This is a genomic window from Pseudoalteromonas sp. S558 (assembly GCF_005886635.1).
In the GTDB taxonomy this organism is placed as follows: domain Bacteria; phylum Pseudomonadota; class Gammaproteobacteria; order Enterobacterales; family Alteromonadaceae; genus Pseudoalteromonas; species Pseudoalteromonas aliena.
In genome coordinates this window covers 1-20,713 of record NZ_PNDU01000116.1, presented here as the reverse complement: position 1 = coordinate 20,713, position 20,713 = coordinate 1, and the positions used below count along the sequence as shown (strand labels likewise).

General features: G+C 37.0%; 19 protein-coding genes, 1 other RNA gene and 1 pseudogene. 6 read left to right on the top strand and 15 right to left on the bottom strand.

All coding sequences use genetic code 11. From position 1 onward, the window contains the following. Positions 1-369 precede the first annotated feature (369 nt). The 4 genes and pseudogenes from CWB66_RS09305 to CWB66_RS22425 form a co-directional block, all read right to left on the bottom strand. Positions 370-732, bottom strand: a pseudogene (locus CWB66_RS09305) (DUF4265 domain-containing protein); the annotation flags it as partial. A 36-nt stretch (positions 733-768) separates the two neighbouring features. Continuing rightward, the gene (locus CWB66_RS09300) at positions 769-1,185 is read right to left on the bottom strand and encodes an SMI1/KNR4 family protein (protein WP_138585165.1); all 417 of its coding nucleotides are present in this window, start codon (positions 1,183-1,185) and stop codon (positions 769-771) included. A 535-nt stretch (positions 1,186-1,720) separates the two neighbouring features. After that, positions 1,721-2,308 carry a hypothetical protein gene (locus CWB66_RS09295; protein WP_138585164.1) on the bottom strand — a complete coding sequence of 196 codons (588 nt, stop codon included), beginning with the start codon at positions 2,306-2,308 and terminating at the stop codon, positions 1,721-1,723. Continuing rightward, on the bottom strand, positions 2,305-2,997 hold the full coding sequence (locus tag CWB66_RS22425; RefSeq protein ID WP_212747815.1) for an AHH domain-containing protein: 693 nt from the start codon (positions 2,995-2,997) through the stop codon (positions 2,305-2,307). Before CWB66_RS22425 ends, CWB66_RS09295 begins: the two co-directional genes overlap by 4 nt. 204 nt (positions 2,998-3,201) lie before the next feature. Between CWB66_RS22425 and CWB66_RS09285 the strand changes: the two genes are divergently transcribed. Further along, positions 3,202-3,693 carry an Xre family toxin-antitoxin system antitoxin gene (locus CWB66_RS09285; protein ID WP_252371728.1) on the top strand — a complete coding sequence of 164 codons (492 nt, stop codon included), beginning with the start codon at positions 3,202-3,204 and terminating at the stop codon, positions 3,691-3,693. A gap of 358 nt (positions 3,694-4,051) precedes the next feature. Here the strand turns inward: CWB66_RS09285 and cas6f are convergent, their stop codons facing one another. Genes cas6f through CWB66_RS09265 form a run of 4 tightly spaced genes read right to left on the bottom strand, consistent with a single transcriptional unit; the run spans position 4,052 to position 8,909 of the window. Continuing rightward, complete coding sequence (gene cas6f, locus CWB66_RS09280; protein WP_138585163.1) at positions 4,052-4,654, bottom strand: type I-F CRISPR-associated endoribonuclease Cas6/Csy4; 603 nt, start codon at positions 4,652-4,654, stop codon at positions 4,052-4,054. Beyond that, entirely contained in the window at positions 4,651-5,679 is a 1,029-nt protein-coding gene (csy3, locus tag CWB66_RS09275) for a type I-F CRISPR-associated protein Csy3 (protein WP_138585162.1), read from the bottom strand. Before csy3 ends, cas6f begins: the two co-directional genes overlap by 4 nt. Further along, a complete protein-coding gene (locus CWB66_RS09270; protein ID WP_138585161.1) occupies positions 5,679-7,730 on the bottom strand; it encodes a type I-F CRISPR-associated protein Csy2 in 2,052 nt (683 codons plus the stop codon). Before CWB66_RS09270 ends, csy3 begins: the two co-directional genes overlap by 1 nt. A gap of 3 nt (positions 7,731-7,733) precedes the next feature. After that, the gene (locus CWB66_RS09265; protein WP_138585160.1) at positions 7,734-8,909 is read right to left on the bottom strand and encodes a TniQ family protein; all 1,176 of its coding nucleotides are present in this window, start codon (positions 8,907-8,909) and stop codon (positions 7,734-7,736) included. 214 nt (positions 8,910-9,123) lie between these two features. On the opposite strand from CWB66_RS09265, the gene CWB66_RS09260 reads away from it, so the two are divergent. Further along, complete coding sequence (locus tag CWB66_RS09260) at positions 9,124-9,402, top strand: hypothetical protein (protein WP_138585159.1); 279 nt, start codon at positions 9,124-9,126, stop codon at positions 9,400-9,402. A gap of 13 nt (positions 9,403-9,415) precedes the next feature. Continuing rightward, positions 9,416-10,069, top strand: coding sequence for a DNA-methyltransferase (locus tag CWB66_RS09255; RefSeq protein ID WP_138585158.1), 654 nt, complete (start codon positions 9,416-9,418; stop codon positions 10,067-10,069). Between the two features lie 4 nt (positions 10,070-10,073). On the opposite strand, the gene CWB66_RS09250 is transcribed toward CWB66_RS09255, so the two are convergent. Both CWB66_RS09250 and CWB66_RS09245 read right to left on the bottom strand, forming a co-directional pair. Next, a complete protein-coding gene (locus tag CWB66_RS09250; RefSeq protein WP_138585157.1) occupies positions 10,074-11,879 on the bottom strand; it encodes an AAA family ATPase in 1,806 nt (601 codons plus the stop codon). Between the two features lie 13 nt (positions 11,880-11,892). Continuing rightward, the gene (locus tag CWB66_RS09245; RefSeq protein WP_138585156.1) at positions 11,893-12,198 is read right to left on the bottom strand and encodes a helix-turn-helix domain-containing protein; all 306 of its coding nucleotides are present in this window, start codon (positions 12,196-12,198) and stop codon (positions 11,893-11,895) included. 266 nt (positions 12,199-12,464) lie between these two features. On the opposite strand from CWB66_RS09245, the gene CWB66_RS09240 reads away from it, so the two are divergent. Next, on the top strand, positions 12,465-13,607 hold the full coding sequence (locus tag CWB66_RS09240; protein ID WP_138585155.1) for a hypothetical protein: 1,143 nt from the start codon (positions 12,465-12,467) through the stop codon (positions 13,605-13,607). Then, a complete protein-coding gene (locus CWB66_RS09235) occupies positions 13,594-13,944 on the top strand; it encodes an STAS-like domain-containing protein (protein WP_138585154.1) in 351 nt (116 codons plus the stop codon). Before CWB66_RS09240 ends, CWB66_RS09235 begins: the two co-directional genes overlap by 14 nt. A 600-nt stretch (positions 13,945-14,544) precedes the next feature. Here the strand turns inward: CWB66_RS09235 and CWB66_RS09225 are convergent. From CWB66_RS09225 to CWB66_RS09205, 5 genes are all read right to left on the bottom strand, one after another. Then, entirely contained in the window at positions 14,545-15,546 is a 1,002-nt protein-coding gene (locus tag CWB66_RS09225; protein ID WP_138585152.1) for a TniB family NTP-binding protein, read from the bottom strand. Between the two features lie 2 nt (positions 15,547-15,548). Next, complete coding sequence (locus CWB66_RS09220; RefSeq protein ID WP_138585151.1) at positions 15,549-17,372, bottom strand: TnsB C-terminal domain-containing protein; 1,824 nt, start codon at positions 17,370-17,372, stop codon at positions 15,549-15,551. Beyond that, positions 17,365-17,994: a TnsA endonuclease N-terminal domain-containing protein gene (locus tag CWB66_RS09215; protein ID WP_008126703.1), complete on the bottom strand. Its 630-nt coding sequence runs from the start codon at positions 17,992-17,994 to the stop codon at positions 17,365-17,367. The genes CWB66_RS09220 and CWB66_RS09215 overlap by 8 nt, the downstream gene beginning before the upstream one ends. Positions 17,995-18,126: 132 nt before the next feature. Further along, an RNA gene (ffs, locus tag CWB66_RS09210) (signal recognition particle sRNA small type) lies at positions 18,127-18,223 on the bottom strand. Positions 18,224-18,361: 138 nt separating this feature from the next. Then, entirely contained in the window at positions 18,362-19,255 is an 894-nt protein-coding gene (locus tag CWB66_RS09205; protein WP_138585150.1) for a DUF3014 domain-containing protein, read from the bottom strand. 238 nt (positions 19,256-19,493) lie between these two features. Between CWB66_RS09205 and CWB66_RS09200 the strand changes: the two genes are divergently transcribed. Further along, positions 19,494-20,639: a patatin-like phospholipase family protein gene (locus CWB66_RS09200; RefSeq protein WP_138585149.1), complete on the top strand. Its 1,146-nt coding sequence runs from the start codon at positions 19,494-19,496 to the stop codon at positions 20,637-20,639. Positions 20,640-20,713 lie beyond the last annotated feature (74 nt).

The window sequence follows — 20,713 nt, the reverse complement described above, 5'->3', positions numbered from 1 at the left end:
ACACCCATACAAAAACTGGAAAAGTTAAACAACGGAAATTCTACAGATAGCCTCCATTAAAAATGGGGGGATTACCCGCTCATCGCGCATGTTTCTGCCGACGCTACGCTCATTTTTCTACATTATATAGTTTTAACAAATTACCTAAGATATTACTATCACTAAGTTTTCTAACTATTTTAGGTAAAGTTAAATTAACCAATATGCGCGCAGCGCTCATTTTCATGAATATGTGTGCAAAGCGTAGTTTCACCAATCAATTAACGACGATATTTAGCCAATCTCAATGACCGGTTATCGCTCTTAGCCGAACTTCGTAAAAGTGCCATTTGCGGACTGTCGTAACCTTAGACTCTTGTTAGGTGAAAATTAATCACCATGTCTCCAGACTGGGAATGCGTATGCTAGACCTTGCTCTTCATGCATATCTAGAAGAGGGTCCAATGCAATAGTATCTATTTCTGGAGGGACGTCGATAGTCATCAATGAAAATTGATTAAGAGTCTCTATTTTACAACCAAGCCTCTTTAGCATATCGACAAAAAAACTGGTATCTACATCATCGTTATTCATTACCCAAATGACTGAGTGCCCTGATTCTTCAATAACATCAAATTCAAATATATGGTCGTTAACTTTATCGGGTGTAGCAGAAAAAATATCCCCGAATGCTAAGTTTGGAATAAAGAAAGGCGAATTAACTAATTTGTAATTTCCATTTATCCGCTCACACCAGACACCTTCGCCAAGTCCGCGTGCTTTGACTTGTTAGTCTTCATTCCACTCCCTTACTTTACCTATGAAAGTTGGAATGTTTATATTTAATGACTCTAATTCACCAGTTTCATGATCGAAAAAGTGCACAACTTCAAAATTTTCCTCTGGCTTAGCTATGAATAGATTTCCAGAACCATCTTGTGCGAAGTTAAGATATTTTTCAGTTCCAGGCCAGGGCCTTTGATACCGTTCTTCATTTAGCGGCTCCCAATTAGCAATGCATATGTAAAGCGAGTCATTGCCTTCATCATCATCTTCTTCGTCGACGATGATATTTTCTAGCTCAAATACTTCGCCTGACGAATACAATTCTTTTAGGCATGAAGGAACGGGGTGCCCCAGATATGACTCAATATAATCAAAGTCAAAGTTATTAATCTTCTCATCCAGATTTTTGGATAGTGTCATATTTTCCCCTTGAGACTAACAGCTTATTGAACACCATTTTGGTGGTTTATAACACACCAAAACGGCGTATATTACATACCCCGATAATTTCACCAATAATTGCCTTTGTAAACAAGTAATTAAAATAGCGAGATATTAAGCATGTTATTTTTCCCCAAAGCGGCGTTTAATAATGTTATCGGGAAAAATTAGGAACCTACTCATCAAAACAAGAATAACTTTAACTTTTTCAGTGTCCGGTTATCGCTCATTAGGGACTGTCAGATAAAATCAAAACACTCTTTTCAAACTGAGATGTGGGCTACTACAAATTTGTTATTAAATTTTTATGCAAGAGAAATTGGTAAAAAACAACCAACAGATAAGCTGTTAAAGTTCATTGGCATATAGCATCCGATTTATTTCAGGCATTAAAATACCCACATCCATGTGGGTATTGAAATTACTAAAATATAATAGGTGGTTTTTAAAAGGTAGTTTTGATTTTCGTTTTATATAACACTGCCTAAATAATGTTTTCTTTATCTAAATTAACTTAATTAGAAAAAATATTATCCAGATCTTCGTCAATATAAACACCCGTTAATCCATTATCTTCTACAGCAGATTTAAACTTATCTGTACAATACAAACGAGAACCACCTGTCAATTTACTCTTAAAAACAGGCTTATTTTTTACATCATCATTTATGAAAGCAATCTTGATACAATCTAAAGGATAACCGTCTAAATATTCGCGTTCACATTTTGCTTCATCTTCTTGTCCAAATGTACGCAAGTTAAAGATTACAATAGGTTCACCATCAGCTTTTGTTTCAATAAACTCACCTAAAGGCGCTAATAAATCTTTTAAAGCCTCATAAGCATTCATCCGAAGAGCGATAAACCCATCCATGATACTTATATCGTAGTTATCTTTTAGATAACCAGGTAAAAAAGACAACTCATAACCTTCAGGCCAATACTCTAATAAAGAGTCATTATTCATATGGATATCAAGTAGAAACATGCAAGCATCTTGATTAGATGGCAACATTGGTTGTATTTTTTCAGCGAATGAAAGTATGTCCCACTCAACCATGTCGTAAGAATTAGTAACAGGCTTTAACGAGAACAACTTCATGATTTACCATCCCAATTAGCATTTTTACGCATCATTACGCTGGCTGGCATCATATGGTTTTTAATTTTTATTTTCACGCCACGTAATGCATTTATGAAATCGAGCTTATTTACTTTGGTTCTTAAACTAGTAGACACCCAAACTTCATAATTATGGCGATGCAGCCTTCTGTGAGAAACAGTGTCAGGCGTAGCCCAATCATCTGACTTATTTTTTTCAAAGTTTCTTAGCCATACCCCATTCGTTGGATCATTAATACCAATACCAAACGAATGCATTCTTAAACGCGCAGCATATGTAAGGCGTTGTCTATAACGTCCCTTACCACAAACAATATGATGTGCTTCATGATATGAAGTCGGTTTTGGCTCGCCTGCCGCTCGTAAAAACTTAGCAAGTTTTTCCGTAGGATGATGTTCTTCTTCTGCTAGCTCCTTAACAGAACTCCCTTCACTTTCTGCGCGGTAAGACTCTAAGCTTTGCTGCGCGATAAGCAAGTGCTCTAAACGCTTGCGTTCTTTTTGTAAGTGGTTGTAATCTCTTTGTAGCTTTTCCTTAGATGCAGCAGATTTACGGCGCTTATCGTCGTAGTGTTTTTTGGCTAGTAATTCATAATTATAAATAGCCATTTCTAAAGGGCTGGGGTTACTTGGTCGATCTGGCATTGGGTAGCGCTGTAGTTGAATCATCCTTAAATCCTTAAAATTTCCTTTTATTAGCGCGTAAAATAGCAAATAGACTATTGAGGTGCAATTATAAACGTTACACACCTAATAATTGCGATCATTTTATTGCTTACAATGAATTACATAGCGGTCAAATTTCCTCTTCATACAACACAATTTTTGACTGACTGGTTATCGCTTTAAGCAACTATCAGCAGGGTAACAGAAGTGCTATTATTAAATATAACTTTTTCTGGCTTTGAGGTATGTATGCCTAGTGATATTCAACCTAGTGCTAATCATAAATTTGTAGATATACTCAGCAATGGAAAAGTTAATTTAAGCTTAAACCCGTTAGATGAAATTGAATTAATTCAGCGCGGTTTAGATATAAAAAGTGTTGAGAAGTTTAGGCTTCAGTTAGGTTGGGATATTCAATCCTTTGCTAAAGCAATTGGTACAAATACTAGAACTTTCGAAAGTCATAAAAAAGAGCATAAACGTTTAAATGCAACTTTGAGTGAAAATACCTTCGAGCTGGCTCATTTAGCATCAACTTGTATTGATTACTTTGAAAGTATTGAACGATGGAATAAATGGCTAAATACATGCTCCTTACAATTTAGCTCTAAAACACCTTTAACATTTGTAAATACAATTGCTGGTAGAAGGTTAATTAAGAACGTTATAAATAGCCTTAAATACGGTTATAACGCTTAAAAACATCCCAGCTTTTGCTGGGGTCTCTCTATTTAGCCTCTGCCTTTTCGGCAGTTAAAAGTCACAATTTGTGGTTATTCACTTCCCGGCCTAACTTCAGCTGCCTACTCGGCAGTTCACATCCATCTTTCGTTAAATCTGGTTGACCTTCAATTTCCAGCTGCCTACTCGGCAGTTCACAAATAAAGAAAGATATCCGCCATCCTTTAGCCATTTCCAGCTGCCTACTCGGCAGTTCACTATTAAAAATAGTTTAAATTTCTATAAATACCAAACTGTTAAACGCATTTAAATTATTTACCCTTATTTTTAACCAACCTTATAACCAGTTGAAAATTAAAAGAGTGTTTTATAACTATTAAAAAAGGGTATTCAAAGAGGGAACCGTGCCTTGAAATGTTTGATTTGTAGCAAGGCCATAATTATTAAACTGATTTTTTATAGATTCAGCATTTTCAATTTTTTGTATATGCAGTATAAAATTTTCCCCGTTGCCTTTGCTTGATACGGGTATTGAATGAAAATGGCCTATGTCTTTTGCCTCAAATTGATATTCTGGATTGTAGACTTCGCCTCTGGCTTCAGCTCGTTTTTTAGCGCGTTTTAACCGCCTTTGCTTTTCGCCAACAAAAGCTTTGGCTACTGATTGATTGCGAATAAACATAACCTCATTTTGCTCTGTTGGTACTTCGAGTATTTTTGATAAGCCAAATAACTTATCATGAGCCATCATCTCAAAATAGCTTTGCTGAGATAGGTTGGTTAATTGCTTTTTATCTATTGATACAAACGCTATTTGATCACCTACCGTTTGCTCATTCCACTTAGGAAAGCATACACCAATATTACTTATTCCGCGTGAACTCATGAACCCGTGTAAAATGCCGATACACCTCCCAGCCAGCAGGCTTACATCACAATTTTTAGGTAGATAAGTAATGGTAAAGTAATAGCGCTTCAAGCTTTACTCCTTTGGAACAAGCCACCTTTGATCAACACTGACGCAATAAAGTGAACTGCGTTTGATTGTTCACTTTGATCTAAACCATGCTTTTCCATGTGTTTAATATGCAAAGCAATGCGAGGGAGTAATGAATAAAAGTCTGAATGGGTCTTAGGTGTTCTGTGTGCAACTAATATTTGCTTATCTGCGCCATATTCATGGGTGCGCAAAGGTTTGTAACCTCCCTCATACCAATCATCGATAGTTTGAATAGCGGCCCCTACTTTTTGCGAGTTTAAACTTGCTGCTTTTTTATCGCCTACTTGAGTATATGCAAGTTGTTTAGATGACATGCCTTGTTCAACAGTATCTACAAACTTTTGACTTGGGTGAACCTCTTGGCTAAATGCATTTTTAATTTTTGCGGTTATATCTAAATAACAATAATTTTGAGGGTTACTAAGCCCTTCTTGAATAGCTTCTGACAACGTTAATAATGCCGTTTGATTATTTTGCCAGTTGCCTTGCCATTTTAGTTTTTGTGCACCTTCAACAACAATCGGGGCTGCGTGCTCAGTGAGGATTTCAATATCTACATTCGGTGATTGGCGGTTACGCCAAAGCCAGTTGCCCATCAGTATATTTTTAGCGTAGCGAGTTGCCACTTCATTAAGGCCATTGTGCTTTTTATAGGTTTCAAAAAAACGTTTTAACCAATAAATAACTTTAGGATCATCACAAACATGTGGCTCATTACTATTAGCTTCAACCCTGAGTGAAAAACGACAAAATAGCTCATTTACTGTTGGAGGCACGTAGCACACATCAATTGTTTGAGGGTTCCCAAAAGCGAGATCTTGTGGCGCTAAGTTTTTAGCCACATTTTGCTTTTGATACGCATCGCTAAACCCTGACTTTTGCCCAACTAATTTATTTTGCTCTATTTGTAGCGGTTCAAAATCAGATTCCGGTGTTTTATAAAAAAACACCGCTTTACTGGGTGAGAGCGAACGCGTGTAACTTAAGTGCCGAGGTAATTGCATTATTCATACTCAAACTTAGACTTTTTCATAAGCATAGACCCTTTTTGAACATCCATAACCCAAAATGCGTCATGAAAGAACTGCTTAGCGCCTGCGTACTTTACTGATGTATTGCTAACACACTCTAAGAGCCCAATTACGGGCTCTGCATAACAATGGTGTTCATGTAATGCTGCATCTCGCTTTACGGGTTCTTCAAGCGCAGCAAAGCCAATTGCAGCGGGTCTTAAATTAAAGTTACCGTTAAGCGCATCTATCAATTGTTCAAAACTTTTGACTACTTTTTTTGAAGGGTACAACCAACTGCCATTTAACGATTTTGCCTTAAGGTTTTTAAACAGCTCACTCGGTTTAGTATGTACATGACACCAGTCAATATTTTGATATAACGAAGGTGGATGCATAGTCCCGCCTGCAAATGAAGATGGTAGTGCGGGCTTTATAAGCTGACTATTTAACTTATCTAACAGCTTAATGTTTGGTACGAAAAGCCTAAATACTAAATCGAGTGTTATATCGCATTTAGGTTTATCGATAATACCAGAACTTATAACATGACTACGTCCTGTAACTTGTTTTAACTTGCTTGGCTCAGGTAATGGTTTACCCGTATGTAGTTGATAGTTTTCAATGTAAATGGCACTGCCAATAAACTTAATTGAAGGGTCTATAAAGCTTTTTAGCTTACGCTCAAAGTTATGAGCAAGCCCATTTAAAGCAGTAAGTGACGGCATGCCTTGAATATACGGGTTAGCCATTGCTTCGGCATCAAACACTCGCATATCTTGACAATGTACATACACTATTTGCTCATCATTTAATGTTTCTTGTTCAGCTGCACAGTGAGTAAACACATAGTTTAATTGCACCTTAAACAGCCCCATTAAATTAGGGTGATATGCAAAGCGTTTGAGCTTACTTAAATTACCAAGACTCTCATTTAGTACGTTACTAAATTGGCTAATACAGTTAGTAACACTCTGATCTAAGTAATGCTTTGCCCACTCAGGATAAGCTTGGTTTTGCGCGTTATTTTTAGCTTCCAGAATGTTATCCAGCCATAACTGCAAGCTAACACGTACTTGCCTAATAGCCGCTACTCGCGCTAATCGCTTTTGCCTTAACGTATTAAACTGTTTAATGCCTACCAACACCAAAAGCGCCTGTTGAAATTGACTGCTTATTAGCGCACGAATTTTAAATGTTTTCTCAATATCATTATCGACTACTTTGGAGCGGTTAATAGCCTTAGCATATGTTTTAGGAAAGTAACGCAGCACTCTTATATTGCCGCCTACTGAGCTTGCTAAATCGCCAACATTGGCTGGTCTTGAGTGCTCAACTAAAGCAAAATTTAACTTACGATCTGTTGTTAATTGCTGAATTTTAGCTAGTATTGCGTGGCTTACTACAGGCGTAACCGCAAGGTAGCTTTGCTGAAATGGCATTTGTAACTGTGGTGAAAAAGAGCTTACTTCTAATGGGAGCTCTGCCACTGGCAACTGCTGTTTTACTTTACCCGCGATATCTAAAACCGCCTTTTTAGTAAACCCGTATGCTCTTATTAAATTAATCCAAACAAGCTCTTCAGTTATTAATAACTTTGCTAAACAAGTCACTTCGCCCTGCCAATTAAACGAGGTTAAAAATAACTTTGCATGATTAATTTCAGCACTGTTGTGCGACCAGCCAAAACTTAAAGGTAATGACCGGCTACAAATACCCGCAATATCTTCACTTACTACCTTACTAATTAAACGCTGATGGCTTACTCGTATATCTGGGTATTTTAAATTATGAGTATGAAACCATTTAACTTCGTTAATGCACTTACTCAGTAACACTTCATCGCGTAATACACTTTTAGCGGTTCTTGTACTTGTTAGATCATCAATTTCACTGCGCTTATAAACTAGGTTAATGAGTACAGTCAGCGCTTGTTCTTCAAAGCCATCTACCGCAACGTGAGGCGTGTATGGGGCAAACAACTTTCTAAGTGCTGTGGTTTTTTCTTTTAGTGATTCAATTGCAAATGCATCTTGTAAGTTCATAAATTACCACGGCGCTATAAATTGTTTTTTTGTTTGAGGCTTTTCAGCTGCGAATGCTTGCTGTAGCTCAATTACCTGGCGTAAATAAAATACATGGCTATCAGCTCTGAGCTGTTCGTGCTTTTTTTGTGGATAAGCACAGTTTAAAAAGCCTTCTTGATGAAGCCTGTAAACTTGCTCTGTGGTGGTGTTTAACAATACTGCGGTATCAAAAGTACAAAGCAGTAAGTCAGCAATATTTGGATGTTTAGCTTTAGGGTTACTATCAACTAATTCGACAAAATAATTAATAATCTCATCAATTACTTTGTTTTTACGGTTACTTGTTGCGGCTATTTGACCATCCCGGATTAAATCGCCATAAACAGAGTTAAACTTAGTTTTATTAAAAGGGTTAAGTTGCTTGAGTCGCGCATTGTTTGTGAGTAAGTTTAATTCAACGGTAAGGCTTTCAGGCCAAGTACTAAAGTAATCAACAAAAGTACGGTTAAAGTCAGCATCACTTACATCAAGTTGTTTAACCTTCGCAAACCACGATAACAGCCCCATTATTTTTGGGCTGTTATTACTTGCAAGCGCAGATGCAATTTTAAAGTCTGCATCGTTTAACTGTTCACTACTGGTTAGTTTACAACCACAATTACATTCTAGAAACGTCTCAGAAGCTCTATAATCAACTAATTTATGACATTCCATACATTGTATGGTTAATTGTGTTTTATGCTTATGGCAAGCTTTGTAGGGCTCTAAATGCCAATAAAAAGGAATGTATAAAGATTCAGCTAAACATTCAATGCAAACAGGTATGTTATCAGTGCGAAGTAGCTCAAGGGGAATTGTCAGCTCACTACGGCTTACTGCTGCGAGGTTACCAAATTTAAAATTACTGCGCCGCCATGCAAGTGCAAGAATGTCACCAGCGTTTACATCTGCTAATTGGGCTACTAACTTAAGCGCTCTTATTCTAAAGCTGCTCGCTTGCCTAGCATGATAAACATCAACTTTACTCAGCTCTAACGGCAACGCACCTTCAAGATCATGATCTTGCTCTGCAAGCCATTGCCATAAAATATCAGCAAGCTCACTATAACGATCGTATGAGTTATCCCTAGCAAGCCTTAGCAAATAGCTTTCAAGCGCCTCTTCAGGATAAGGTTTTGTTTGAACTAAAAAATGCATCGCCAACCTAAACTAAGAAAATCTTAGTTTAGGTTTAGGCTAAATAAATTAGATAGTCAAAAATAATTATCGTTAAATCATTCGTACTTCACAAAAGTACAATATCTGATACTGTAGAGAGCGTTACGGCATTTCTAATGGATGTATTAATAGCCAGTAACATAATAAAAAACTCAAATTTAAAAATACAAAGCTAACTTATAAGGAGATTCTTATGGCTTGTAACTGCTGCAATAAAGCACTCAATAGTGGAATGATCATAAAGGCTGACCAAATTACAGGACAAAGATTTAAATCTTGTCCACATTGTTCAGACGCAAATGGTTCGGAGCATATTTTTCATACTTATCCTAATTCATTTGGTAAAACACCCGCACGTAAATCGTCACAAAACCCCGATGGTTTCCAGAGCTACTGCATAGATTGCCGTCATTTACCGAAGGGGACTTCATCAAAAAGCTCACACAATGGCCGATTGTGCAGCACACTTTAACTAAAGAGATTTAATGCAAGTATTTAAAGATGATGCGGTAAATTGGTTATCAACACTTTCAACCGAAAGTGTTGATCTTTTAATTACTGACCCACCCTACGAATCATTAGAAAAATATCGAAAAATAGGAACAACCACTCGCCTAAAAGTAAGTAAATCGTCAAGCAATCAATGGTTCGACATATTTCCAAATAATCGCTTTGAAGAACTACTAATAGAAATTTACAGAGTACTTAAAAAAGGTTCGCATTTTTATCTATTCTGCGATCAGGAAACAATGTTTTATATTAAGCCAATAGCTGAAAAAGTAGGTTTCAAGTTTTGGAAGCCAATAATTTGGGATAAAGTAACTATTGGAATGGGTTATCATTACAGAGCCAGACACGAATATATTCTTTTTTTCGAGAAAGGTAAGCGCAAGTTAAATGATCTAAGCGTGCCAGACATCCTCACGTGTAAAAGAGTATACAGAGGCTACCCTACTGAAAAACCAGTTAAGTTAATTGAAACGCTTATCTCTCAAAGCAGTAAGGAAAATGAAATCGTCATCGATCCTTTTTTTGGCTCAGGAGCTACTTTAGTAGCAGCCAATAACTTAAATCGAAAAGCTATCGGTTGTGATATTTCAGAATCTGCTCATTTACATCTAAAAGGTCGAATCACATAAGCAGTTATTTATTATGTGATTCAATAAAATCCCAAACCCTTTTACATAATAAAGTTAGCTCTGGCGTTAGTTTCCAATCATCAGATTCATTCATTAGTGAAATTGCAGTATGACAAAATTTAACTTTGTCTTTAATTGTACCTGATTTTTCAGAGTAAAAGTTCCGCTCAGCCCCCTCATTTTTAACGACATTACGCTCTAAAACCTTACCGATACCAACATCTTTTTTTCTAAATGAGCTTTCTTTAATATTATTAAATTTATCGATATCACAATTGGCTCTTTGGGTAAAAGTTCCCCATCTAGCTTTAGCAGTATCAATCAAAATATCAAAGGGTATAAAGTTTTCGATTTCCTTATATTCAAGTAAATAAAATGCCTCACCCAAAGCTTCTTTTAAGCTTTCAACACGCTCACCTTTACCTTCAATATCTGCATCAGCAATTAGTAAGATATTTCTGTTGAGCCTTTTAGCGGGGGTTTCACTACCATCGTTTTCAAGATCGTCACTAAAATCCCAGTGAGTGATATTACTACCTTGGTACTCTGTAAAAACAAAATGAAGATTTTCATGATAACTCTTCAGCTTACTTCTCTTATCTTCATCTTCGAGCTCTTCGATGTATTTATTTAGATAGGCTCGCAAGTATAATTTATCAGTAACGCCTTCCACCCAAATTGAACAATTAGCAAGAAGTACCGACGAGGCACGTACACCAAGCTCATTAAGTAACTCACCATAATCTAATGAGGCTTGTACTTTACTCTCACCTTTTACCCTTGAAACTTGTTGAATTGAAATATCGTCACGCTCTTGAGCCAAATCTAAAAAGTGGTTTGAATGAGTAGTCATAAAAAACATATGTTCTTTATTTTTTGCAAATGTTTCAATTAACGTTCTTTGAAGACCTGCATGCAGAAAATGTTCAGGCTCTTCAATAAAAAACATTGTTGGATTTTCAGCCATAAAAACTTTATACGTCAATAGTATGATTGATTGAATACCGTCACCTAAGTCGTAAATAGGCCTGTCTTCATCATCTCCTTCTTTGACATGCACGACATCTTTATCAACCATTGGAACTAAAGAAATATCCCTGCCAAAAAAGAAGTTTTCAGAAAGATACTTTTCATACTCGCGAACTTTCTGTCGTTTTCCGTAGGAGCCTAGTAAGTGTCGTATCAGATCTTGATAAAGGTTGTGACCCGTAAAAATCTCACATTCATTTTTATTTAGTTTAGGGAAATAATCTGACTTAGTTCGAGTTTCAAAAATATCTACCTCGGCAACGTGACGCAACCCTCTTATTGTTGGTATATAAACTTTTGACCAATTTAAAGTACTACATTGAGCAATTAACTCTCCTATAGAATTTTGTTCGAAATTTTTTTCTAACCAATTTATCATTGCTGATTGGAAATTAGCTCCCTCAGAAGCGACGCTGCGGCTGGGATTTATTTTTGACTTTTCATATGCATTTGATATTAAACTGTCTAAATTATTAGGGTGATTAATATTTGATAGTAAATAATTTGATAATTTATTCGTGTCTATAAATCTTAGGCGCGAGAAAACCGTTTGACCTGACGTAATATATCCTGAAAGTTCTTGAGCTACTCTATCCACCGTTAGATGCACTATATCAAACACCCAATCACTTTTATTAACTTCAAATAAAGACCTTAATTTTCGGCTTTTACCTGAATTATTAGGACCAATAAAAAATATTATTTGGCGAGTATCTTCTAAAAGCCAAGAATCATCTCCCGCCTTACTTATTTTTCTAATTGAATTAGCATTTACTTCCATGTTTTCTGATCCTTTATAGCTTTTCAGGTTTGAGTGTATTTAATAATTCAATTTGGTCTTCTTTTTTTAACTTACCCAAAGCACAAATTAGTTCAGACAGAATATCTTCTTCACAATAAAAATAAGCTACCGGTACATCAAGCTCTTTAGCAATGCGTTTCATTGTTAGAAAATCAGGGGCATGTTTGCCTTTTTCATATTGGTTCATGCGAGCACTAGCCGTGTTTGGCTCCATGCCTAATGCCATACCAAGCTGTTGCTGAGTAAGGCCAGCTGCTTTTCTTGCAGCTTTTAAGCGTGAAGGTGTTGGAGTTTCCATGTGAACCTTAGCTGTAAAATATATCTTGCTAAGATTCTCTTAGTATCTAACCCATAAGTGTACTAAGGATATTTTAGTTTTAGAATTAAATTCTGCAATTAGTCAAAATTTAAAAATATATCTCTTAGCATTTAATTAAGCTGCAAACATAGCATGGTTGTTTTTTAAAACATTAAAGTTCACTATGTATCAGGGGATTGTGTATGAAGAAGTAAATTAAATTTCATTCATATCTACTTAGGCAGCTTAAAATATCGAAAAATCTAATGAAAAAAAAACTGCAAGAATACGATCGTATCAAATCAAAAAAAATCAGATACTATAATGAAAAAAAAGGAGTCAATGAAAGACTCAACTCCAAAAAACTTGATACTATTTTTAATGCCCCAATCTTACCTGTACCGAAGGTGTTTGATATTGTTGAATCTAAGTATGACGATGAGTTTGTTACTTTTCTTGAAGATTTTGATAACTTGTTAAATACAAGCCGCCACATATATCTTTCTTTCGCAAATACTATCTCTGCGAAATTGCCTGTATTTTTAATACTATATTCAATTTATGATAAGTATAGATGTAAGGTCTCTATCATTTGGTCAAAAGAATCAAATTTAGTGAATAAATCAATCAAAGATACAGGAGCCTTTCAAAGTTCCGGTGTGCGAAACCAAGCAATGTTTGACCAAACACAGAATAATATTCCAGTGATAAGTGGAAGCAATCAAGAGTACCAAACATTTCCTGATGCTCTAGTTGATGCAATTAGGGATAAATACTATGACGGCAAAATTCCTGATAAAATAGAGTCAAGAATTGCACAAGCAGTTATTGAAACCTTAGAAAATGTAGGGCGCCATGCATACCCTGATGAACAACTTGATTTAAATAAAAAGTGGTGGGTAATCTGCTCTATTTGTTTGGTCGGCCATAAACAAGAAGAATATATGTATTTAGCCATATTCGACTCAGGTCAAAGTATCCCGTTATCATTTAAAGATAGCGAAGTATTTCAGAGTAGAGTAAAAGAGAATTATCCAGAGGAGTATTCAATGATACTCCATGGTGAAGAAGCAAATACTAAAATTGGTGCAGTCAAGAGATTTGTAAGAACAGCAAAATCAATGATTGCTCCTTTAAGAGCGACAATAGGTGATTCAGGCTTAATTCATGCTTCAATGATGCATGATATGACACGCCTAGATGATGATAGCCATGGGCAAGGTAGTGTATCAATAAAAGATGTAATAACAACTGACCCTGATAGTAAGCTTATTATTTTTAGTAACAAAGGTGGCTATCAATATAACAAAGGTGCTATAAATGGCGACGAGCATTTCCGAATGGAATTACATAATGAACTTTCTGGTACATTGCTTCAGTGGAGTATTAAATTAAATGAGCTCGAGTAGAACTATTATTGTTGTGGATGAATTTCATCCGAGCCCGAAAGGAAGGTATAAAGACGATGCGCCTGGTTGTGATAAAACTTCAGGGGAAGTATTTCGTAACTCTATGCTAATCAAGGCTCTTGAGACACATGATAAAGTTATTGTTGATCTTACAGGTTATAACCGATACGGAAGATCATTCTTAGATGAAGCATTCGGTGGTTTAATTTCGAGGGCTGGATTTACCAAAGTTCAGTTAGATGAAAAGCTCGTAATCAAGCATGATACAGTACCTAGCTTTGTAGCAACAGCGAATGAACGCATACTTGCAGCTGATTTAAAAAGGCAAAATAATTAGTTTATGATTACCTTTGAATGGGTGTTTATAAGTTGGATTATCACTCTGTTCATCCATTATCATGGAGTTAAAAGAACTTCAATAACTACTCAAAAAGACTCGCTAATTGAGCAACTGAGCACTATATGTGACCCTAGCTGGCTCGACGAGCACGCAGTTGAGCTTTATCTAGAGGAAATTTATAACAGTAAAATATTGAGAGTAAGTTGGAAAGTTAAACAATTAAATCAGCTTAATACATACCCTTTAGTTGATGAAAAAAGGCTTGACGCATTTTATAGTTTCGACATAGAAACTTATGTATCAAAAGACACTACTCTTGATAATAAAAGTAAACTCAAATTCGAACTACAAGACCTTTGCAATAACTTCATCGATGATATTGAAAATACGTTTTTTAATAAAGTTACAACTTCAAAAAAGTTCATGCTCCTGTCTATTCGTAATCCTTTAGTTGCTATATTTCTTAGTACAGGAATAATTTATTTATATTTGGAAATTTTCACTTTTTTCTACAAATAACGGGTTTGAATACTTGTCATTAAACTCATTTTTAACTGTTTAATAACAATACTTAGCGCCAATAAAAAAGCAGAAAAATCACTTTCTCAACAACTGACTGATCGGCATCCGGTCAGTAAACTTGGTTGCTATAAACGGATCTTCGTCTTGGGCGCTTTCAGGTTTATAGAGTGAGTAGCGCTCAACTTCGCTTGCTGTTATTTCTGCAACAGGCAACGTAAATAGGTTTGGTACGTCAGGAAACAGTACCTCAAATGCTTTAACTAAGTGCTTGGTTGTGAGTGTTTTTGCGCTGTCTATTAATGCATAAAGTACGGCATCATCTAAAAAGTATTTTAATGTTCTGAAACAACCTTTTGATAGTGAGAACAAAGCAAAAACTGTTGCTTGATCACTTAAGTTTGGCTTTTCGGTAAATGGCATTCGGTTGGCTAGGCCAATTATTAACTGCACAAAGTGCTTTGGGTTTTCTGATAATTTAAAATATGGCAGCTGCCGCCTCACTAATAAACGCGATGACCATTGAGGCTCGTCTGCTATTTTTTCTGCCCACGGCATACCTACCAATACGATTGATACACCCGCTTCATCGTTAATGTATTTTAATCGATTAGCAATCTCGCGGCGCTTTTTACCTTGGTTGTGCTCAATTAGCTCTTGGAACTCATCAATAATTATAAGCTCTGTGCCACACGTTTTTAGGCACTTTATTAATGATGTAGTTAACCGAGTACCGTTTACTCGCAGCTTGCGCTCTGTGCTGCCAACTTGCCCTAAGTCTTTAAGAAGCTCGGCTAAAGTCGATTCTAGTGTCGGGTTGCTAGGTATGCGACTGACTAATACAGGGTGATTCATCACTCCATTAATAAATTGCGGTAAATGTCGTTCTTTATATTGCTTGAGCAGTGCTGTTTTTCCTGTGCCTGTATCGCCATTTAACAGCATGCAGGGCTTTTCGCCCGCTAACCCTTTACCAAGTCTTAATCTGTCGAAGTCGTTAAATACAGTGGTTATTATTGGATATTCAATAAATATATCGCGAAATTCATTAAGCTTTTCTTTTTGTTTATCGGTCAGCATAATTAAAATCCATCCAGATCTGAGATAAAGTCATCCCAACTATCAGCTGGCTGCTCTTTAGGTGTAACCTTTTTTGGCACTACTGGCTCGCTCTGAGCTATTGATTTCTGCGAGTCGCTACTAACATTTTGATGCTTAGCTAACGCTTTCCCCCCTTTTACCTTTGAGTTTTTTGGCGCATTTTTTATCGCTTCAAACTCTTTTTGAATTTTGTTATGAATAAACATACGCGCTTTTGCTAAGCCAACATTATCAATAGAGCTCGAAACAAAATCACGATGAATGCGCATATTTATTTTATGCTGATTCAAACTTAAATTTTGGGTGTAACCGTTTGGGTCTATGCATGGTACTTTTATGTAATGCTCTAGCTTATCGAGGTATACGTATACATAAGAAATATCTTCGGGGTTTAACTTAACTAAAACCTTATGAGATACGTTGTGACTAAATTGCTTTCTGTAATTAGACAGCTCCGTGCTGTCATACCTTAAGTTTTCCAGCCATACCCCTCCCTTTCGAAGTTTAGGGTGAATTGAAATACTGAGCACAATATCTAGTCGTTGTAGATCATCATTACTCAGCATTGTTGGTGGTAACGTACTAAAGCCTTGCTCCCATAGTTGGCTCGGTATGTACTTAAAACGGCTGTCGGCATCTTGATGGTAAACGTCTACTACCCATTTATGAAATAACTGCATAAAGGTCGTAAAACGCATAATTGCATCTTTTTTGGGATTATATTCATTCTTTTGTAAAATATTAGAAAAGGTTTTACCTGGTATAGGGTCTAATAACTCAGTATTTATTGTGCCGAACATACGTTCTACAATTGGTTTTAACCAAGGCTTTGCGACAGTGTTATACTGAGTATTAATGCCTATTTCTTCACAAGCTAGCTCAAAGCTGTTACCCCAAAACTCTCTTCCATTATCAGTAACGAGTGTTTCAATTTTACCAGCACACTTCCACTCATTTACTGTATCAGGGTATAGCTTTGCCACTTCACTTTTAGGTTTCATGGCATTCATCATCGCTCGCCTTACTGCATCATAGCAAGGTTCGCTGAAGCTAAAGTAATAGCCAACAATACAATGGCTATACACATCTACTAACATAGTGAGTGTTGGCCGACCAAGTGGAATATGCAGTTCATCATCTAATAAAATAAGGTCTAGGGGTGTATGGTCAATTTCAACTTTTTCAAGTACTCGGGTAGGCCGTGTATGCCCTTGCACTTTATTAAAAGCAATATCAGCAAGGCGCTTACCATAACGAGCAACCATTACTTCGTATTGCGGTAAGTTATCTATTCTGTTTTTAAATGCTTTGTATGTTAAAGGCTTTAAAACACTACCTACAACACTGTCGTTTTCAATAATAACTAAGTCTGCGTAATACTTGTAAGCCGAAGCCACTGATGGTTTTTCTTTTACTAAGTAACGTTCAAGTGCCTTTTCAAAAAACTTATCGGTTGCTGTATCGCGCTCCCTGTTACCCTTTTTTTGGTGTCTTGGTATTAGCGCCATGATATTTTTATCTGCATTTGTATAAGCGCTATACCATCGTGCGGCGGTTCTCCAGCTGGGCTTTTTTTCTCCCTCAACTTCGGGCATTACTTTTAATAAAGGCTCAAGGCTTTTTTGTGTCCAACCGCCTTGAATATTAGCTTCAAGCCATTGAATATATTTAAGCTTAGCAAATGTTGTTGTTTTAATTTTTTCAGGAAGGGCTTGTAAATCTTTGGCGTAATTTTGAGGTAGTTTGGTTTCTACTTTTGGTAATGGCTGGTTAAATTCATCTTCAAACAGCCCGTCATTAAACATTGTTAGACCAAATTGCTGTTTCTATTGATATTTCATTTGTAGTTAAGTCGGCAAATAACTGCCCTAATGATAATAATCGTAGCACCGTAGCAAGTAGCTCACCGGCAGTTACTTTTAAAAAGCTAACTAACTGTCCCACTTTAATAGAGCCGTATTGCTTAACAAGTTCTAGCACCGATGCTTGCAGCTCTGTTAAAGACTGAAAACCAGAGTAGCGATGCAAAAGCTTTAAGTTATTGAGTGTTGGGTATACACGGATTTGTTTATCAGTAACCAGTATTAAATCACGTCCATCTTGCTTAGCGATAGCTTGCTTTTCAATAAAACGTGCACGAAAGTCTTCGTCGGCAATTTTGCTTTGCGGTTTTACTTCTATAAATTTTTGCGTGCCGTCTGTGTGGGTAAGTAAAAAGTCAGGTGTGTAACGGCAAATACGGTTATCAAACTCATATTCGTAACCTAGTGGTTGTGCTTCAAATGCGGCTATTGATGGTGAAAATTCAAAATGGAAACACGCATCAAATTCTAAAGAGGATTCAACTAAACATGTGGATTTATTTTTTTGACTAGCAAATTTATGGAGATTTTTAACACGGGAGTGTTTGAGTTTTCTTCTGTACATGTGAGTCAACCATCTAACCATTTGGTTAAATACTAGACTATGCCACCTTATACTTCCAATTTATGCCACCTTTTAGTACAAATATGTCAACTTATACTTCAAACAACACCAAATGAGGAATTTGGGTGGCAGTCTTACCAGCCACATCTCGGCACACACGTCACAAACTGTGGCTGCTCCCTTCCGGGCCTGACCAGGTTCGCCTGCTAGTGTTGCGAGAGGACCAATAAGACTACCATTGAGGGCCTTGGTTGGCGCGGGGGGATTATCTCTACTTTTGCTCTGTTATTCAAGGGATAATCTAAAAAGAAAGTGCGATTGCATACTTCATATACAATCGCGGTGCATTTAGCTATTTTTGTGCGTATTAATTACTCTCTAACTGAGCTTTAATATTACGCAGTGCTGCTTTTACTTTTTTCATGTTCTCAGGACCCATGCGTAAAAGTTGTTTTTGAGCAGCAGGTAATTGCTCCCATTCTGAAAATGCATACTGATATGTTACCGAGTTACGAAGTAATGGTAAGTCGCCCTGGGGCTCTGGCGTATCGAGTAGTAAATCAATTGCGTCGGTTAGGGTTTGATTAAACTCATCATCGCCGTAACCTATTTCAGTGTATGCACTGTTAATAAGTGGTTTATATTCTTCGTACAAACGCACGGCTTGAGCTGCACTCATGCTGGTGAATACTTTTACATACGGTGTATAACGCTCATAGCTATTAGGATCAATCGTTAAAATATCCCCTTCAGTTACGCTAAAACTCTCTTCTGGTTTAATAACAGGTGCATGTTTTTTGGCGATTTTGCCTTGGGCAATGTTATCTATAAACACGACACCACGGCGAATTACATCGTCGGTTACCATTAAACTCATTACTGGGTCGCTAAAGTACTCGTCAATTTTAGTCACAACAACCGTGTCACTTTCATTAAGTGCTGGGAGTGGCTTTACGATTGGTTTAGTTTCAGTCTCAGGTTCAGCTACAGACTGCGCAGGCACTTCAAGTTCAGCTGGTTTCTCTGGCTTTACAGAAAGTGCGCCCTGTTCAACGTCTTGAGCATTTTCTGGTTTAAGTTCCAGTATTAGCTGTTCTTTAACTGACGGCTCGACTTTGGTGCGCGTTACTTGCTCATCGTTTGGTTTGAGTAATATAAAAGCAGCCGCGCATGCTACGACTATTAAAATAATAACGGCAAAAAGAAGGTTGTTATTCGGTGGACGTTTTTGAACATCTGACGCTTCTGGTTTATCTGACATACGAACTCCATAAAAATAAAAATGCGGTATCACTTAGAGTGCGCTAAGTGGATTAAATTCATTCTACCAACAATACTAATGGCATTTAATACAAAATCGTTTAGCGAATGAAAAATACACGCTAAAGCCCTTGGTATTTAATGTAATTAGTATAAAAGTAGTTATCCTTTGATTCTTCTAGCTTAAAGACTTACAGTTAATAAATAAAGTAAAGACGTAGAACAGTTTAACCACCAATATGAAAATCAAGCAAGTTGATCCAAAAAAACCAAAAATAGCCTTATTACTAACAGGTGGCGGCGCTCGTGCAGCTTATCAAGTTGGCGTACTAAAAGCGCTTGCTCATAGCATGCCACGCACCGCGCCATTACCGTTTAGAGTTATAAATGGCACCTCTGCAGGGGCAATTAACTCTGCTGCATTAGCATGTTACGCTTCTTGTGCACATTTAGCAGTGAGGAAACTTGAATCTGTTTGGAAAAACTTTTCAACGTCTATGGTGTATAAAAGCGACTTTTTAAGTGTTTTTGGTCATATTGCTCGTAATATTTTAACGAGTTTTCAATCAGAGCATATTAATCACCCACCTGCGAGTTTGTTAAATAATCGTCCTCTTCGTGGCTTATTAAACGAGATATTAGATTTAAATCGAATTGAGCGTAACTTACATCGAAACTATTTAGATGCGTTATCGATCACAGCCTCCAGTTACACAACCGCTGACTCGGTGGCATTTTTTCAGTCAAATACGCAAGCACCTTGGCAACGCGCTAAACGAGAAGGACGTGCAACACGTATTAACGTTGAGCATTTAATGGCATCAAGTGCTATTCCAATGGTATTTCCAAGCGTAAATATTTATAACCACTATTTTGGCGATGGCTCTATTCATCAACTATCCCCGCTTAGTCCGTCTATTCATTTAGGCGCTGAAAAAATATTTATAATTGGGGTAGATGAGCCAAAGGAGCAACATCCTCCTGGTTATTCAGCACATTATCCGGGTCTTTCTGCGGTTGCAGGGCATTTACTCGATAGTGTATTTACCGACACAATGCAGTCGGATTTAGAGCGTTTAGGCCGAGTAAACCGCACCTTAGGGCTATTACCCGCACGCGATAAACATCAAGAACTTAAACAAATTGAGGCGTTTGTAATTAACCCTTCGCAAAACTTCAATGCTATTGCAGCGCAGTATTACAACGATATGCCGTGGGCTATTAAAGTGCTGCTTAGAATAATCGGTGTGAAAAAGCATTCGCAATCGAGTTTAACCAGTTACTTATTATTCGAAAAGCGCTACACCCAGCACTTAATGAAAATAGGCTATGAAGATGGTATGGCAAAATTGCCTGAAATACGCCAATTTTTAGAATTAGACTAGGGCGTGTTGACCTTTGTGGATTGAAATTTGTTCAATCTAGGGGCGATTTAATCGCGGCGCGAGGTTTGTAACCT

Bases quoted from the DNA above. Each gene is read 5' to 3' on its own strand.
- CWB66_RS09300 (WP_138585165.1), bottom strand. From the start codon at position 1,185: ATGACACTATCCAAAAATCTGGATGAGAAGATTAATAACTTTGACTTT.
- CWB66_RS09295 (WP_138585164.1), bottom strand. From the start codon at position 2,308: ATGAAGTTGTTCTCGTTAAAGCCTGTTACTAATTCTTACGACATGGTT.
- CWB66_RS22425 (WP_212747815.1), bottom strand. From the start codon at position 2,997: ATGATTCAACTACAGCGCTACCCAATGCCAGATCGACCAAGTAACCCC.
- csy3 (WP_138585162.1), bottom strand. From the start codon at position 5,679: ATGCAATTACCTCGGCACTTAAGTTACACGCGTTCGCTCTCACCCAGT.
- CWB66_RS09270 (WP_138585161.1), bottom strand. From the start codon at position 7,730: ATGAACTTACAAGATGCATTTGCAATTGAATCACTAAAAGAAAAAACC.
- CWB66_RS09265 (WP_138585160.1), bottom strand. From the start codon at position 8,909: ATGCATTTTTTAGTTCAAACAAAACCTTATCCTGAAGAGGCGCTTGAA.
- CWB66_RS09260 (WP_138585159.1), top strand. From the start codon at position 9,124: ATGGCTTGTAACTGCTGCAATAAAGCACTCAATAGTGGAATGATCATA.
- CWB66_RS09255 (WP_138585158.1), top strand. From the start codon at position 9,416: ATGCAAGTATTTAAAGATGATGCGGTAAATTGGTTATCAACACTTTCA.
- CWB66_RS09250 (WP_138585157.1), bottom strand. From the start codon at position 11,879: ATGGAAGTAAATGCTAATTCAATTAGAAAAATAAGTAAGGCGGGAGAT.
- CWB66_RS09245 (WP_138585156.1), bottom strand. From the start codon at position 12,198: ATGGAAACTCCAACACCTTCACGCTTAAAAGCTGCAAGAAAAGCAGCT.
- CWB66_RS09240 (WP_138585155.1), top strand. From the start codon at position 12,465: ATGAAAAAAAAACTGCAAGAATACGATCGTATCAAATCAAAAAAAATC.
- CWB66_RS09235 (WP_138585154.1), top strand. From the start codon at position 13,594: ATGAGCTCGAGTAGAACTATTATTGTTGTGGATGAATTTCATCCGAGC.
- CWB66_RS09225 (WP_138585152.1), bottom strand. From the start codon at position 15,546: ATGCTGACCGATAAACAAAAAGAAAAGCTTAATGAATTTCGCGATATA.
- CWB66_RS09220 (WP_138585151.1), bottom strand. From the start codon at position 17,372: ATGTTTAATGACGGGCTGTTTGAAGATGAATTTAACCAGCCATTACCA.
- CWB66_RS09215 (WP_008126703.1), bottom strand. From the start codon at position 17,994: ATGTACAGAAGAAAACTCAAACACTCCCGTGTTAAAAATCTCCATAAA.
- CWB66_RS09205 (WP_138585150.1), bottom strand. From the start codon at position 19,255: ATGTCAGATAAACCAGAAGCGTCAGATGTTCAAAAACGTCCACCGAAT.
- CWB66_RS09200 (WP_138585149.1), top strand. From the start codon at position 19,494: ATGAAAATCAAGCAAGTTGATCCAAAAAAACCAAAAATAGCCTTATTA.